Consider the following 15570-nt stretch of genomic DNA (forward strand, 5'->3'; position numbering starts at 1 on the left):
AGCAACGGGAAACGCGTACCCATGAACCCCGTCGCAAGAACGGTTCTGCAGCGGCTTGGCCTCGGCCTGGTCACGCTGTTCATCGTGTCCATCATTATCTTCTCTGCGATTGCAATGCTGCCGGGCGACTTCGCCAAGGCGATGCTCGGGCAATCCGCGACACCCGAAACGGTCGCCGCCTTCCAGCGAGAAATCGGCATCGACCGTCCGCCTGTCGAGCGCTACTTCGTCTGGGTCGGGCAGATGCTCCACGGTGATTTCGGCTCTTCATTCGCCAGTCGCACCGGGTACCGGCGTACCGTCGCCGACATCATCGCGCCACGCCTCTACAATACGATGTTCCTTGCATCGATGACCGCGCTGATTGCAGTTCCGCTAGCCCTGGGACTGGGCATCCTCGCTGCGCTCTACCGCAATGGCTGGTTCGACCGGCTGGTGAACGCAGTGACGCTGACAACGATTTCGTTCCCGGAGTTTTTCGTCGCCTATATGCTTGCCTATCTCGTCATCTCGCGCGACACGTTCATCGGATCCGAGTTCGCACAATCACTGCCACACTGGCTTGCGGTCTCATTGAACTGGATACTCAATGCAGTTCCCAAGTTCCCGACATTGTCGAATGTGAACGACCAGACGCCGTTCTGGGAGCATGTTTGGAGAGTAGCCTTGCCGGCGATCACGCTTACGCTCGTCATCGTCGCCCATATGATGCGCATGACACGAGCGGCGATCATCAACATGCTGGCAAGCCCCTATATCGACATGGCGCGTCTCAAGGGAATGTCGCCCATGACAATCGTACTCAGGCATGCGTTGCCCAACGCATGGGCTCCGATCGTCACTGTGGTGGCGTTCAATCTGGCTTATCTCGTCGTCGGAGTGGTCGTGGTCGAAGTGGTGTTCGTCTATCCCGGCATTGGTCAGCTGATGGTTGATGCGGTCAAATCCAGGGATGTTCCGGTTGTCCAGGCCTGCGCCCTGATTTTCGCGGCGACCTATATCCTCCTCAATCTAACAGCCGACATCATTTCCATCGCCACCAATCCCAGGCTCCTGCATCCACGATGACCAGCTACGAACCCGTCGCTCAGGTTCACAGGCTGAGGCGCTCGCGCGGCACCCGGGCCAAAACGGCACTGAAGAAGGCACCCTTCAGTGCCTGGTTCGGCATCCTCGTGATCATCGGCTATGTCATCGTTGCGGTCTTCGCGCACTGGATCGCCCCATATGGCGAAACGCAGGTCTTCAGCGAAGCCTTCGCACCGTGGAGCCAGCAGTTCAAATTGGGAACCGACCAGCTCGGCCGCGATATGCTCACACGCTTGATTTATGGTGCGCGCAACACCATCGGTATCGCCGTCGCGACCACGCTGCTGTCCTTCGCAGTCGGCGTCTCGCTAGGCCTTCTAGTCGCATTGTACCGAGGATGGCTCGACCAGATACTGTCGCGTGCGGTGGACGTGTTGATGTCGATCCCAAGCCTGATCTTTGCCCTGGTGCTGCTTTCGATCTTCGGCTCGTCGATCACCAGCCTGATAATCATCATTGCGCTGCTCGATTCTACCCGTGTCTTTCGCCTCGCACGCGCTGTCGGGCTTAACGTGGCAGTGATGGAATACGTCGAAGTGGCGCGATTGCGCGGTGAAGGCCCGAAATGGATCATCGCCAAGGAAATCCTTCCCAACGTGATGCCCCCGCTGGTCGCGGAATTCGGCTTGCGATTTTGCTTCGTATTCCTCACGATCGCGGCACTGTCCTTCCTGGGCGTCGGTATTCAGCCACCGACCGCCGATTGGGGATCGATGGTGCGCGAGAATGCGACCCTGATCACCTACGGCGACGTCACCCCGCTGCTGCCGGCCGGCGCGATTGCCCTCCTCACGGTCTCCGTGAATTTCGTCTTCGACTGGTTCCTCCACGCAACAAGTGGGTTGCGGGATGAAAAATAGCGCCCCCGGATTGCGCGAAAAAGGCAAGCATCTGCTTCAGATCCGCAATTTGCATGTGGAGGGTTTCTCGGACGAGCGGTGGCATCCCATTGTCCGCGGGGTCGATCTGGCGCTGAAGCGGGGGGAGGTTCTTGGCCTGATCGGCGAGTCAGGCGCCGGAAAATCCACCATCGGCCTCGCCGCGATGGGTTACGCCAAGCCGGGCTGCCGGATCACAAAGGGCTCGATCCTGTTCGACGGTATCGATCTTCTGGCAATCAGCGAAACAGGACGTCGCCGCCTCCGAGGCTCGCGCATCGCCTATGTCGCGCAAAGCGCCGCGGCCTCTTTCAATCCAGCCCACCGACTCCTCGATCAGACCGTCGAAACTGTGGTGGCTCATGGGATTGCCAGCCGAGAAAAAGCGAACCGGAGTGCGGTCGATCTCTATCGCCGTCTTCAGCTTCCAGATCCGGAGACCATCGGCTTTCGCTATCCTCATCAGGTTTCCGGCGGACAGTTGCAGCGGGCTATGACCGCGATGGCGATGGCTTGCCGTCCGGACCTCATCGTCTTCGACGAGCCAACGACGGCGCTCGATGTGACGACACAGGTCGAAGTTCTCGCCTCCATTCGCAACATCGTGGAGGAATTCAACACCGCTGCAATCTATGTGACGCATGACCTGGCGGTGGTGGCGCAAATGGCGGATCGCATCATGGTTTTGCGCCATGGACTTACCGTGGAGGAGGCAGAAACGCGCCAGATGCTCGCCTCGCCCAGCCAGGAATATACCAGAACGCTCTGGGCCGTGCGCAAGCTCGCAAAGCCCGAAGTTCCGGCCGATGACTATCTGCTTACGATAGACAACGTCACGGCGGCCTACGGTCGGGCGATCAAGGTGCTCCAGGATGTGTCCATCAAAGTTCCACGTGGAAGAACAGTGGCCGTGGTCGGCGAATCCGGTTCCGGGAAATCGACGCTCGCCCGCGTCGTTACCGGCCTGCTGCCACCGCTTTCGGGGTCGATTTCCTTTGCCGGCCAGACCCTTTCCAAGACCCTGAAGACGCGCCCAAAAGAGATCCTGCGCCGCATACAGATGATTTATCAAATGCCCGACAACGCACTTAATCCGCGCCAGACGGTCGAAGAAGTCATAGCTCGGCCGCTTGAGTTCTACCTTGGCCTGCAGGGTGCGCAGAGGGACCGGCGGATCGACGAACTCATGCACATGGTCGAGATGAGCGAAACTTACCTTGACCGTCTGCCGGCCGAACTATCGGGGGGTCAGAAGCAGCGCGTTTGCATCGCTCGGGCCTTGGCCGCCGACCCGGAACTCGTTATCTGCGACGAAATCACGTCCGCGCTCGACCAGATTGTGCAAGAGGAAATCCTGAAGCTGTTAATGCGGCTTCAGCGCGACCTCGGCATGAGCTACATTTTCATCACCCATGACATTGCCACCGTGCGGGCCATCGCCGACGAAATTGTGGTCATGCACCAGGGTAAAGTCGTTGAGCAGGGATTAAAGAGCGAAATTCTCACGCCGCCGCATGCCCCCTATACCGAACGGCTGTTGTCCTCCGTGCCGGAAATGGATCCGGACTGGCTCACAAGGCTGCTCGCCAGCCGGAGGATGTGATCGTCGGGCAGAGTGTTCTTCCATATCGCCACGATTTATAGCTTCGCGGTGGGCGCTGGGCGAAGCAGCGCTCGATCGCACAGCGCGCAGCACCCGTCCATACGAGGACGGCGAGCCTTTGCCGCCGTTCGGCTTTCTGAAACGATGATTGAATACGCGCAATTCGGGAGCCAATAGTCCATGCCAACACAAAGCGATGCTAGTGAAGCGCGCCGGTGGTTTGCCGAAGACCTGCGTGTCTCGTCACCAGTCTTACACAACCCTGCTGTCATCGAGGCCTTCGCAAAGGTTCCGCGCGAATACTACCTTGGCAACGGGCCATGGCGTATCCATTCGAGATTGCAGATCGGGGCGGTCCATACCAGCCCTTCAGCCGCACTTCATGAGATTTACCACGACGTTCTGGTCTCACTTGACGAAAAACGCGGATTAAACAGCGGTTTGCCGTCGCTTTGGGCCTTGGTTTTCGACCATGTGAACATCGCTCCCGGCCAGACCGTCCTTCAGGTAGGCGCCGGTGTCGGCTATTTCACCGCCATCCTCGCTGAACTGACGGGTTCTGAAGGACGCGTGATTGCCTATGAGATCGACGAAGAACTCGCCCGGCGCGCGCAAAGCAATCTTGCTCATTATGCCCATGTCGAAGTGGTATCCGGTGATGCAACGCAGGCAGTTGATCTGCCGGACCTCGATGTCGTTGTCGCCTTTGCCGGAGTGACGCACGTGCCGGAACGGTGGCTTTCAAATTTGTCCGACGCTGGCCGGATGGCGCTGCCGTTCACGGGCGAAGACCAACGATGCTTCATGATGCTTCTGGAAAGGGCTGGCGATACCTTTCCCGTACGATCACTTGTGCCATGCGGGTTTTACCCCTGCAGCGGAGCCAGGCGCAGTGACGAAGAAAAGGCCTTGATGGCCGCCCTCAAGGCTGCGCGAGGCAAGGTTACCCGTCTCGCGCAATATCACCGAGGGCGACAAAAAAATGGCAGCGAGAACGCTTGGTTGGTGACCGACACATACTGGATTTCGAAAGCCTAGAGATCGATGTCGAACTTGCGTGTCACCGTCGTAGCGTGCGGCACGGCATTCCACGAACGATCTATACCATCGGGAGCGGTCCGAAACATCATTGCGTCCTGAGTTTCCCCGATCCGCGCGTGCGGATTGCAGGCGCGGTCCTGGCCGGCTGCAGCACAGGCTTTCTCTTGTCCGACGACTGACCAGACCCACGCGGGGTTGAAAGCGGCGGTGCTGTCTTGGTCAGGCCGGACGGCTTTGTCGCGTGGCGGTCATCGCACGGCGTGCCTGATCCCGTACAGGTGCTGATCGAAACACTTGACGGGTTTGGTTTCCGCACGCAGGCACACGAACACCATCGGTGAGCGCGCGGATACCTCCTGCGTTCCGCCGCGCCGATGGGCCACCGTGGCCTTGGCAGACCGAATGTCGCCATTACCGCAAATGGTCAATCAAACCGTTCAGCAGGAGCAGCAACGCCCCAGCGACGACAGCCGCGGCGGCATCGTCCAGCATAATGCCGGCCCCACCCCTTACCTTGTCGTGCATGATACGGATGGGCCAAGGCTTGACGACGTCGAAAAACCGGAAAGCAAGGAAGCCTGCTGCCCACCAGAGTGGGTCGATCGGAAGCATGGAAAGTGTCACGGCGGCGCCGAAGGTCTCATCGATGACGACGATCTGTGGATCCTCCGTCCCGGTACGGGAGATGACATGCGACGACGCCCATACGCCGACGGCGAACAGGGCCGTATAGGCAAGCACGGTCAGCCAAGGCGATGCAGGTATCAGAGCTGCGGTAACAGCCACTCCAACCATTGCGCCGGCTGTGCCCGGCCATATTGGAGATAATCCCGCGCCAAGAGAGGTCGCGAGCAGGTAGGCAAACTTGGGTGAGAATTTATGCATCGAGTTTCGGCCGGCTTCCGACGGATGGCAAGCAATCATAGTCACATCGTTCGGGTGCGGCCGCCAGACCGCCGGTCGATTTGCTCCGTCAGCTTGGCGAGCGCCTTAATCCGCCGGCCGCATCCGCCAAAAAGAAATCGCTGTTGCGGCCGGTTGAGAACGTTGCTGAGCCAGTTCTCCGTCTGCGTTGACCAAGTCGAACGGTAGCGACGGTGGAACAAACCCGCAAATTGCTGGTAAAGCTCGGTGAAACGACATCGTCAGAGGAGCCGCCATGATCGCCGGTCTCATGAAAAGTCGCATCGACCCGCTATGGGAGCAGGCCGCTTCTCCGCTGATCGGGATCGGCATGACGCCGAACCAGGTTACGGCCAGCGGGCTCGTGCTCGTCGCTTTGTCCTCGGCGGCTTACGTCTACCACCATTCAAGCCTTGCCTTCGGCCTTTGCCTGGCGTTTGCCTTCACCTTCGATGCGCTGGACGGTGCGGTCGCCCGCCGGACAAATATGAGCACCAAGGCCGGTGGCTATTTCGATGCCGTCGTCGACCGCTATCAGGAATTGGCCGTCTTTGCGGCTATCGGCTGGGTCGCCGATCTGTGGGCGATCGCAATGTTCGCGTTCGCCGGCGGGATACTCACAAGTTACGCCAAGGCGCGGACGGCGCTGGAAATCCCTGTGGAAAACCATGGTTGGCCGGATTTCTTCGAGCGGATGGAACGTCTGGTTTTCATTTGCGTGCTGCTCGCCGCCGACGGAGTCGCGGCCGCCCTGGGCGCGGCATCGCCCTGGATTCTGGCGGGTGGGTTCGCGCTTTACGCAGTGCTGGCCAACGCCACAGCGCTGCAACGGATCAGTCGCGCATTCGCGATGCTGAAACGAGCCGACGGAAAGCAGCCGTGAGACAGCTAGAACGCAAGCATTGTATCGACCGCCGTGCTTTTCCAACAAAGTTGCGCGTCAGCGCCAGCCCAAGCCAGGGGCGACATGGGTCAGGATCGCCTCGATGACGTGGGCATTGTAGTCGACGCCGAGCTGATTGGGGACGGTAAGCAGCAGCGTATCGGCCTCGGCGATGGCTTCGTCGCCCTTTAGCTGCTCGATCAGGACGTCCGGTTCGGCGGCATAGGACCGGCCGAACACGGCGCGTCTGTCTGCCTCGATGTAACCGAAATGATCTCCGCTTTGGTTGCCGCCGAAATAGGCCCGGTCGCGATCGTCGACCAAAGCAAAAATGCTCCGGCTGACCGACACCCGCGGCTCGCGCGTGTGTGCGGCCGCCTTCCAGGCCTCACGAAAAGCCCGGATCTGTTCGGCCTGCTGGATGTGAAACCGCTTTCCCCCCTCATCGAATTTGAGCGTGGAGCTCTGCAGGTTCATCCCCAGTTTCGCCGCCCATTCGGCGGTGGCGTTTGTGGCGGCGCCCCACCAGATGCGCTCGCGCAGGCCCTCCGAGTGCGGCTCGACGCGAAGCAAGCCAGGCGGGTTGGGAAACATCGGCCGCGGGTTGGGCTGCGCAAAGCCTTTGCCTAGCAACACTTCGAGCAGCACTCCGGTGTGTCTGCGGGCCATGTCGGCATCGCTCTCGCCCGCTTGCGGGGCGTAGCCGAAGTAGCGCCATCCCTCGATTACCTGCTCCGGCGAGCCGCGGCTGATGCCCAGCTGCAGACGCCCTCCGGCGATTAGATCGGCGGCGCCGGCGTCCTCGGCCATATAGAGCGGGTTCTCGTAACGCATGTCGATCACCGCCGTGCCGATCTCGATTCGTCTGGTCTTCGCCCCAACCGCTGCCAGCAGCGGGAAGGGCGACGCGAGCTGGCGCGCGAAGTGATGCACGCGGAAATACGCGCCGTTCGCACCCAGCTCCTCGGCCGCGACGGCCAGCTCGACGGACTGCAAAAGCGCATCAGATGCCGTCCGCGTCTGTGATTGCGGCGAGGGCGTCCAGTGCCCGAACGAGAGGAAACCAATCTTCTTCATGAAATAGCCAGCCTAGAGGAAAGACAGGTGCAGACTATGCTTCGACGCGGAGCAAAGCACTTCAAAAATGTTGCCCCAACGGCACTCTTCAAAGCCGCTCCGGCCGATTTGGGGTGAGGGCAGGCGACGAGTTTGGCAATGCAGAAGCACAATATGCGACCCGAAAATGGACGCGTGGCGACGTGTGACGCTGGTCGACACCAACGTTCTGCTCGATCTTGTCACCAATGAACCGACTCGGCGGATCGATCGCCCAGCTTGAGGCGCAAAGCCTGAATGGCCCGTTATTGATCAACGATGCTGTCTATGCAGAGCTTGCCGTCCGATACGAGCGCATCGAGGATCTCGACGCCTTTGTTGATGAAGCTGGTCTCGAAGTGGCTCCTATGCCACGGGCAGCACTGTTCCTCGCGGGAAAGGTTTTTACGCAGTACCGGCGATCGGGGGGATTGCGCACCGGCGTGCTGCCTGATTTCTTCATCGGTGCTCATGCCGCCGTCAATGGGCTGCCGCTACTCACGCGCGATGTTGGCCGCTACCGTACCTACTTTCCGTCGCTCAAGCTGATCACACCGAACTCGTGAATAGCCCGCCGAAATAGGGTCCGCTAGGAAGGCGCCGCGAATGCGAGCACTATCGCGATGATGATCAACAGCGGCCCCATCCATTTAAAATGGGTTCCAAAGTTCGTCCACCATGCCTGCCGTTGGCCGGGGCGAGCTTGAGAGGGGTCCAAGAAAAATCCGAAGCCGACGCCAGCCATCCACAACCCGGTGCAGAACATGATGAACTCGTCGATGTAATCCGCGACCACGCTTCGAAGCTTTCGAATTTATGCCGCCGCTACATGCGCCGAATTCGAGCCGATATAGTTACGGATCGTTTCGATGATCCGGTCCTGGTCAGCCTCGCTCAGATAGGGATGCATCGGCAGGCACAGGATGCGCTTCGGCAGCTCTTCCGAAACGGCAAGGCCGGTCGGGGTGCGCGGATAATCGCGATAGGCAATCTGGCTGTGCAGCGGTTTCACATAGTAGATGACCGACGGAATGCCCTTTTCACCGAGATGTGCCTTGAGCCCGTCGCGTTTCGGCGTTTCGATGGCGTATTGCGCCCAGGCCGAGCGGCCGCCGCCCAGATTGCGTGCCGCCTTGACGATATCGCCGAGACCTTCGGCATAGCGATTGGCGACCGCTTGCCGCGCCACCATCTCGTCCTCGAGGATGGCCAGCTTCTCTATCAGGATCGCCGCCTGAAGCGTGTCGAGCCGTGAATTGATGCCGACGCGGACATTGTCGTATTGCGTTTCGCCTTTGCCGTGAAAGGCGAACGAGCGCAGCTGTTCGGCCAGCGCATCGTCATTGGTGAACATCGCACCGCCGTCGCCATAGCAGCCGAGCGGCTTTGCCGGATAGAAGCTGGTCGAGCCGACGGTGCCGAACGAGCCGCACATCTTGCCGTCGGCCGAGCCCCCGGTCGCCTGCGCCGCATCCTCGATGACCATCAGGCCTTCGCGATCGGCGATGGCCATGATCGCCTCGTAATCGGCGGCGAGGCCGAACAGGTCGACGGGAATGATTGCCTTCGGCCTCAGCCGGCCTTCCGCCTTGATCATGGCGATTGCCGCCTCGAGGCTGGCGGTGTCGATATTGTAGCTGTCGGCATCGACATCGACGAACACCGGTTCGGCCTTGGTCAGCGCCACCACTTCGGCGGTGGCGGCAAAAGTGAAGCTCGGCACGAACACCGCGTCGCCCGGGCCGATGCCGGCGGCAAACAGCGGCAACAGCAGCGCATCGGTGCCGTTGGCGCAAGCGACCACATGCTTGGTGCCAATATAGGCGGCGAGCTTGTTTTCGAATTCGGTGACCTGAGGTCCGAGGATATAGCGGCCTTCGTCGACGACCCGGTCGATTGCCGCTTTCAGCCTGTCGCGGATGCGTTCGCGCTGCGCGCCAAGATCGATGAACTGCATGTCGGCCTCAAACGGTTTAGTCAGATAACCGGCCGCTGGTAGCAGACTTGGCACGGCCGAGAAAGCCGCAGGGCAAAACCCTGAATTGCTCAAATGTCGCAGCCTGTTACCGCTGACTTCCGACCTGCCCTCTTAAACGCGGGGAAATCCGGGCTTCGGCCGGCTCGATATGGACCTCACAGCCCGTCCCGCCGGGTCGACGAAACATAAAGTGATCGCGGCAGGCAGGTCCTTGAGCGTGTTGCCAGCCGGTTAGGCAATTTCATGCCGCGACGGCGGGTTGGCGCCGGCCCGCGAGACCGTCACAGCCGCGGCTTTCGCGCCGAGCGTCAGCGCCTTATGGATGGCTTCTTCCGGCAGGCCGGCGATGGCCGTCTTCGACAACAGGCCCTGTTCGTGCAAGGAGGCAAGGATGCCGGCATTGAATGTGTCGCCGGCGCCGACCGTATCGACCACCTCGACCTTGTCCGGCACGACCGTGACCCGGTGCCGGCTGCTGTAACCGACCGCGCCCTCGCTGCCGTGGGTGACGACGATCAGCTTCGGACCGCGGTCCAGCCAGTTGCGCACGACGTCCTCATGCGAGCCGGCTTCGTCGAACCAGTTCAGATCCTCGTCCGACAATTTGACGATGTCGGCCATCGCCATCATGCCGCGGATGCGCCTGAGGTGCTTGGCCTTGTCGGGAATGAAGTTTGGCCGGATGTTGGGGTCGAGCATCATCACTCGGCGCTCATGCTCGCGTCGCATGAACTCTTCATAGGCCGACCCGGCCGGCTCCGAGATCAGGCTGATGGCGCCGAACAGCATGGCCTCGATCTCGCTGCCGAGTTCCGGCAGGTCCTCGATGGTCAGCATGCGCCCGGCGGTGTTCTCGTCGTAGAAGGTGTAGGTCGCCTGGCCGTTGTTGAGCCGCACGAAGGCGAGCGTAGTCGGGCGCGGCGAGGTGTGTGCATAGGTGGAACTGACCTTGCTGGCTCCCAGTGCCTCCCTGAGCTGGCCCCCGAACAGATCCGACGACAGGCCGGAGAAGAAGGCAGCGGGCGCGCCGAGCCGGCCAAGCGCAATTGCCGAGTTGAAGACGGCACCACCAACATAGGGCGCAAAGGCCGACTCGCCCTCCGTCGTGGTCCGCGGCAGCATATCGATCAGGGCTTCGCCACAGCAGAGGATCATGAAGTCTTGCTTTCCGGCGGATAGATCACGCCCTTGCGAATGATGATGTTGGCATAAAGCCGCGGCTCGCTCGTCGCGACAATTGCATGTGCGGCCTTGACCCGTGCATAAAAGTCGGCGCCGGCAAGCGCAACCACCTTGCGGCCCGGCGCACGGCTGGCGCAGATCGCTTCCATCTCATGGTGAACCGGATCGGCGAGCAGGGGATCGCCTTTGGCCGAGGCGCGAAACAGCGCCTGCGGCACGGCGTCGTCGACCGGCAATACGCTCAATACCGCATCGAGCACCGGGACGAGATGATGACCGTCGGCGCGGATCAGCCGGTGTGCCTGCTGCTCGGCCGGGTAGTTGCCGTCGACCAAGGCTATCTCGTCGCCATGGCCCATGGCGCGCAATATCGCCAGAAACTCCGGGCCGAGCAGCGCCGGGATGCCGATCAGCATGCTCAGAAGCTCCGGGAAATCGTGGTCGAACCGATGAGGAAGCGCTCCGACAGCGGCAGGCTGGCGCCACCCAGCGCCCGCGCATGGATGCCGACGGTTCCCTCACGAATGGCCGGCAGCCTCAGGCCCTCGCCGTCGATCCGGCCGATCGCCTGGATGACGGCATCGACAAGCCGACTGCGCACGGCAAGCGGCATCCACCCGTCGATCACCGCGGCTTCGAAATCAATGACGGAGGACGCCGAAACGATGGCATAGGCGAGCGCCTGCGAGGCGCTGGCGATCCAGTCGTCGAGCTCGGCGCCGATCTCGCCCCAGTCCCCCGGTGATGTCCACAGATGCGAGGCCTCGATGCCGCGCGCGTTGAGCGCCTTTTCCAGCATGGCGATCGACGCCACGTCGATCAACTGCGTCGGCTTGCCGTCCGGCCCGGGCACGGGCATCGAGCCCAGCGCGCCGGCATTGCCGGTTGGGCCGCCAAACAACCGGCCGTTCAGCACGATGCCGCCGCCGGCAAAGGCGCCGATGTAGAAATAGACGAAATCGCGTGCCGCACCTGCCGCGTGACCGAACACGAGCTCGGCACCGCAGGCCGAGGTGGCATCGTTCTGCAGATAGACTGGAAATTCGCATTGCGCCTGGATGTCGGCGCGGATGTCGCGATGGCGCCATTCGTCCATGATTTCGCGCGGCGCGCCCGCGGTATCGGCCCAGTTCCACAATTCGAACGGCATGGCGATGCCAAGCCCGGCAATGCGCTTGTCTTGCGCCGGGGTGAGCTCGCCGCGCATCTTGTTCATGCCGCCTGTGACGAATTCCACCGTCTCGCGCGGGGCAGGGTAGCGGTAGGAATGCTGCAGCATCGAGCGTACGTTGCCGAGGAAATCGATCAGCACCAATTCGGCGCTGCGGCGGCCGATCTTCAGGCCGATGAAATAGGCACCGTCGGGATTGAGCGCCATGGGTATCGAGGGCTGGCCGATCTTGCCGCGCAACGGCGCCTGGCGGACGAGCAGGTCGTCCTCCTCCAGCTCGCGCATGATCACCGAGACCGTCTGCGCCGAAAGGCCGGTCATGCGTGCAATGTCGGATTTGGCCAGGCTGCCATGCTGGCGCACCAGCGACAGCACCAGCCGCTCATTGTGGTCCCGCATGCCGCTTTGATTGGTGCCGCGGTGCAGACGGCTTTCGGCCGCATTGGGCGAACCGTGCCTCGTAACGCCGGTCTCCACCCTGTTCCTCCGTCGTTTCCCCTCAATGCTTTTGGTCTAGAGTGGGTGAACAATCCTGCGTTGTCAATAATAAATAAGAGTGATTTAATTATTGACAGTGCTGGCGGACTGGTGTCTCTTGGGATCGGCGCCGATGCTGGGAGATTTCGTCGGACGCGCTGCAGATGTCGGTTGGCCGGCATCCTAAATGGTTCCATGGGAGGAAAATCGTGACCACGTCAAAACTGTTGAAATCCACCGTGTTCGCCGCGGCCGGACTGAGCCTGATGGCCTTTGCGTCGACGGCGTCGGCCGCCGGGGTCGGCGCCTGCTTGATCACCAAGACCGACACCAATCCCTTCTTCGTCAAGATGAAGGAAGGTGCGACGGCCAAGGCCAAGGAGCTTGGCGTCGATCTCAAGACTTACGCCGGCAAGATCGACGGCGACAGCGAGAGCCAGGTTGCTGCAATCGAGAGCTGCATCGCCGACGGCGCCAAGGGTATCCTCATCACCGCGTCCGACACCAAGGGCATCGTGCCGACGGTGAAGAAAGCGCGGGACGCCGGGCTGTTGGTGATCGCGCTCGACACGCCGCTTGATCCGATCGATGCGGCTGACGCGACCTTCGCGACGGACAATCTGGAAGCCGGCAAGCTGATCGGCGCATGGGCCGCCGCGACACTCGGCGATAAGGCCAAGGATGCCAAGATCGGCTTCCTCGACCTGACGCCGTCGCAGCCGACGGTGGACGTGCTGCGCGACCAGGGCTTCATGATGGGCTTCGGCATCGACGTGAAGGACCCCAACAAGATTGGCGACGAGGACGACCCGCGCATCGTTGGCCATGACGTGACGAACGGCAATGAAGAGGGCGGCCGCAAGGCGATGGAGAACCTTCTGCAGAAGGACAACACCATCAACGTCATCCACACCATCAACGAGCCGGCAGCTGTCGGTGCCTACCAGGCGCTCAAGGCCGTCGGTCTCGAAAGCCAGGTGCTGATCGTCTCGGTCGACGGTGGTTGCCCCGGCGTGAAGTCGGTCACCGAAGGCGTAATCGGCGCTACCTCGCAGCAATATCCGCTGCAAATGGCGGCGCTCGGCATCGAGGCGATCGCCACTTTCGCCAAGGACGGGACGAAGCCGAAGCCGACCGAAGGCAAGAACTTCTTCGACACCGGCGTCAACCTTGTCACCGACAAGCCCGCCAACGGTGTGAAGTCCATCGACACCAAGGAAGGCCTCGCCAAGTGCTGGGGCTGAGGCTGGCCTGACCGGCAACAGATCGCGATCGGCCGGGGCTTGATCCCCGGCCGCTCAGGGTGGACGATGTGCCGGTCTAAACGCAAATAGTCCCGGCGGCAGACCGGAAGGCGTGGACGGCGTTGGCTCTTGGCTGAAGCCCAGGGGAGGAAACATGTCTCAAGCACAAGAATTCGAAAAAGTTCTATCGAGCAGCGACACAAGCGTCGCCGCGTTCGACGAGCATAAATCGGCCGTCAAGCGCGCCCAGCATTTCCTGCATTCCACGCCGGCAGCGGTGCCGCTGATCGTGCTGGTTCTCGCGATAATTATCTTCGGCATCACCATCGGCGGGCGTTTTTTTTCATCCTATACGCTGACGCTGATCCTTCAGCAGATCGCCATTGTCGGCATTCTGGGCGCCGCGCAGACGCTGGTAATCCTGACCGCCGGCATCGACCTGTCGATTGGCGTGATCATGGTGATTTCGGCTGTGATCATGGGCAATTGCGCGGTCAGCTACGGTATGCCGGCCGTGCTCGCGGTGGCAATCGGGCTTGTCGCTGGTGGCGCATGCGGCCTGCTCAACGGGGTGCTGGTCGCCTACATGAAGCTGCCGCCATTCATCGTGACGCTGGGCACCTGGAACATCGTCATGGCCACCAACTTCATCTATTCGGCCAATGAGACGATCCGCGACACCGACGTCGACGTTCAGGCGCCTCTGCTGCACCTGTTTGCCTTGAGCTTTAAGGTCGGCACGGCCGTGCTGACGCTTGGCGTCATTGCCATGGTCGTTCTCGTGTTGGTCCTCTGGTACGTGCTCAACCACACCGCGTGGGGCCGCCATGTCTACGCGGTTGGCGACGATCAGGAGGCCGCGAAACTGTCGGGCATCCAGACGAAGAAGGTGCTGGTGACGGTCTATGCCCTTGCCGGGCTGATCGCCGCCTTCGCAGCCTGGGTCTCCATCGGCCGCAATGGCTCGATCTCGCCTTCCGCCGCCGTGACCGACTACAATCTTCAGGCCATCACCGCGACGGTGATCGGCGGTATTTCGCTGTTCGGCGGGCGCGGCTCGATCCTCGGCACGCTGTTCGGCGCCATGATCGTCGGCGTCGTCTCGATGGGCCTCAACATGCTGGGCGCCGATCCGCAGTGGAAGGTGCTGCTCACCGGCGTGCTGATCATCGGCGCCGTGGCGATCGATCAATGGATCAGAAAGGTTTCGGCATAGCCATGACCCAGGAACCCATCCTCACAGCGCGCAGCCTGGTCAAGCGCTACGGTCGCGTTACCGCACTCGACAATGCCGATTTCGATCTCTATCCGGGCGAAATCCTTGCCGTCATCGGCGACAATGGCGCCGGCAAATCGTCGCTCATCAAGGCGATTTCCGGCGCGGTCGTGCCCGATGAAGGTGAGATCCGGCTTGAAGGCAAGCCCGTCGCCTTCAAGTCGCCGATGGAGGCCCGCGAGGCCGGCATCGAGACCGTCTACCAGAACCTGGCTCTGTCGCCGGCGCTGTCTATCGCCGACAACATGTTCCTCGGCCGCGAGATACGCAAGCCGGGGTTCCTCGGCGAATGGCTGCGCATGCTCGATCGCCCAGCCATGGAAAAGCGCGCTCGCGACAAGCTCACGGAGCTTGGCCTGATGACCATCCAGAACATCAGCCAGGCCGTGGAAACGCTTTCTGGCGGCCAGCGTCAGGGTGTGGCGGTGGCGCGCGCCGCCGCCTTTGGCAGCCGGGTGGTGATCATGGATGAGCCGACGGCGGCACTTGGCGTCAAGGAGAGCCGCCGCGTCCTCGAATTGATCCTCGACGTGAAGAAGCGAGGCCTGCCGATCGTGCTGATTTCACACAACATGCCGCATGTCTTCGAGGTGGCCGACCGCATCCACATTCATCGGCTTGGCCGTCGCCTGTGTGTCATCGATCCCAAGCAGCATACGATGTCCGACGCCGTCGCCTTCATGACCGGCGCCAAGGTGCCGCCGGAAGCGGCGCTGGCAGCTTGAGCAAGAGCTTGAGGCCCATCGCCGA

General features: G+C 61.5%; 15 protein-coding genes and 2 pseudogenes. 10 read left to right on the forward strand and 7 right to left on the reverse strand.

What is annotated here, in order from left to right:
• Nucleotides 1–21: 21 nt before the first annotated feature.
• The 5 genes and pseudogenes from NKH42_RS26705 to NKH42_RS26725 all read left to right on the forward strand — a co-directional run.
• Complete coding sequence (locus NKH42_RS26705) at nt 22–1068, forward strand: ABC transporter permease (RefSeq protein WP_352752398.1); 1047 nt, start codon at nt 22–24, stop codon at nt 1066–1068.
• The gene (locus NKH42_RS26710) at nt 1065–1949 is read left to right on the forward strand and encodes an ABC transporter permease (RefSeq protein ID WP_352974652.1); all 885 of its coding nucleotides are present in this window, start codon (nt 1065–1067) and stop codon (nt 1947–1949) included. The genes NKH42_RS26705 and NKH42_RS26710 overlap by 4 nt, the downstream gene beginning before the upstream one ends.
• Nucleotides 1939–3570 carry an ABC transporter ATP-binding protein gene (locus NKH42_RS26715; protein ID WP_352752394.1) on the forward strand — a complete coding sequence of 544 codons (1632 nt, stop codon included), beginning with the start codon at nt 1939–1941 and terminating at the stop codon, nt 3568–3570. Before NKH42_RS26710 ends, NKH42_RS26715 begins: the two co-directional genes overlap by 11 nt.
• A 180-nt stretch (nt 3571–3750) precedes the next feature.
• A complete protein-coding gene (locus NKH42_RS26720; protein WP_352752392.1) occupies nt 3751–4608 on the forward strand; it encodes a protein-L-isoaspartate O-methyltransferase family protein in 858 nt (285 codons plus the stop codon).
• Between the two features lie 203 nt (nt 4609–4811).
• Nucleotides 4812–4952 (forward strand): annotated as a pseudogene (locus NKH42_RS26725) (aromatic-ring hydroxylase C-terminal domain-containing protein); the annotation flags it as partial.
• A 70-nt stretch (nt 4953–5022) separates the two neighbouring features.
• Here the strand turns inward: NKH42_RS26725 and NKH42_RS26730 are convergent.
• Nucleotides 5023–5496 carry a phosphatidylglycerophosphatase A family protein gene (locus NKH42_RS26730; protein ID WP_352752391.1) on the reverse strand — a complete coding sequence of 158 codons (474 nt, stop codon included), beginning with the start codon at nt 5494–5496 and terminating at the stop codon, nt 5023–5025.
• A 274-nt stretch (nt 5497–5770) separates the two neighbouring features.
• On the opposite strand from NKH42_RS26730, the gene NKH42_RS26735 reads away from it, so the two are divergent.
• Nucleotides 5771–6397, forward strand: a complete 627-nt coding sequence (locus NKH42_RS26735) for a CDP-alcohol phosphatidyltransferase family protein (RefSeq protein WP_352754400.1) — start codon at nt 5771–5773, stop codon at nt 6395–6397.
• A 57-nt stretch (nt 6398–6454) separates the two neighbouring features.
• Here the strand turns inward: NKH42_RS26735 and NKH42_RS26740 are convergent, their stop codons facing one another.
• Nucleotides 6455–7474, reverse strand: coding sequence for an LLM class flavin-dependent oxidoreductase (locus tag NKH42_RS26740; protein ID WP_352752387.1), 1020 nt, complete (start codon nt 7472–7474; stop codon nt 6455–6457).
• 184 nt (nt 7475–7658) lie between these two features.
• On the opposite strand from NKH42_RS26740, the pseudogene NKH42_RS26745 reads away from it, so the two are divergent.
• Nucleotides 7659–8058, forward strand: a pseudogene (locus NKH42_RS26745) (type II toxin-antitoxin system VapC family toxin).
• Between the two features lie 23 nt (nt 8059–8081).
• Here NKH42_RS26745 and NKH42_RS26750 read toward each other — a convergent pair.
• The 5 genes from NKH42_RS26750 to NKH42_RS26770 form a co-directional block, all read right to left on the reverse strand.
• Complete coding sequence (locus tag NKH42_RS26750) at nt 8082–8288, reverse strand: hypothetical protein (protein WP_352752385.1); 207 nt, start codon at nt 8286–8288, stop codon at nt 8082–8084.
• Between the two features lie 18 nt (nt 8289–8306).
• Entirely contained in the window at nt 8307–9449 is a 1143-nt protein-coding gene (locus NKH42_RS26755; RefSeq protein ID WP_352507570.1) for a DegT/DnrJ/EryC1/StrS family aminotransferase, read from the reverse strand.
• A 252-nt stretch (nt 9450–9701) separates the two neighbouring features.
• On the reverse strand, nt 9702–10625 hold the full coding sequence (locus tag NKH42_RS26760) for a carbohydrate kinase family protein (protein ID WP_352647144.1): 924 nt from the start codon (nt 10623–10625) through the stop codon (nt 9702–9704).
• On the reverse strand, nt 10622–11068 hold the full coding sequence (locus tag NKH42_RS26765) for an RbsD/FucU family protein (RefSeq protein WP_352752383.1): 447 nt from the start codon (nt 11066–11068) through the stop codon (nt 10622–10624). The genes NKH42_RS26760 and NKH42_RS26765 overlap by 4 nt, the downstream gene beginning before the upstream one ends.
• Before the next feature lie 2 nt (nt 11069–11070).
• Nucleotides 11071–12300, reverse strand: a complete 1230-nt coding sequence (locus NKH42_RS26770) for an ROK family transcriptional regulator (RefSeq protein ID WP_352705726.1) — start codon at nt 12298–12300, stop codon at nt 11071–11073.
• Nucleotides 12301–12566: 266 nt separating this feature from the next.
• Between NKH42_RS26770 and NKH42_RS26775 the strand changes: the two genes are divergently transcribed.
• From NKH42_RS26775 to NKH42_RS26785, 3 genes are all read left to right on the forward strand, one after another.
• Complete coding sequence (locus NKH42_RS26775) at nt 12567–13544, forward strand: sugar ABC transporter substrate-binding protein (RefSeq protein WP_502894341.1); 978 nt, start codon at nt 12567–12569, stop codon at nt 13542–13544.
• A gap of 154 nt (nt 13545–13698) precedes the next feature.
• Nucleotides 13699–14760, forward strand: a complete 1062-nt coding sequence (locus NKH42_RS26780) for an ABC transporter permease (RefSeq protein ID WP_352479482.1) — start codon at nt 13699–13701, stop codon at nt 14758–14760.
• Between the two features lie 2 nt (nt 14761–14762).
• Nucleotides 14763–15545 carry an ATP-binding cassette domain-containing protein gene (locus NKH42_RS26785; protein WP_254819893.1) on the forward strand — a complete coding sequence of 261 codons (783 nt, stop codon included), beginning with the start codon at nt 14763–14765 and terminating at the stop codon, nt 15543–15545.
• Nucleotides 15546–15570: the final 25 nt, after the last annotated feature.

Origin of the sequence: Mesorhizobium sp. M1142 (assembly GCF_040318565.1) — a bacterium.
Taxonomy (GTDB): Bacteria; Pseudomonadota; Alphaproteobacteria; order Rhizobiales; family Rhizobiaceae; genus Mesorhizobium.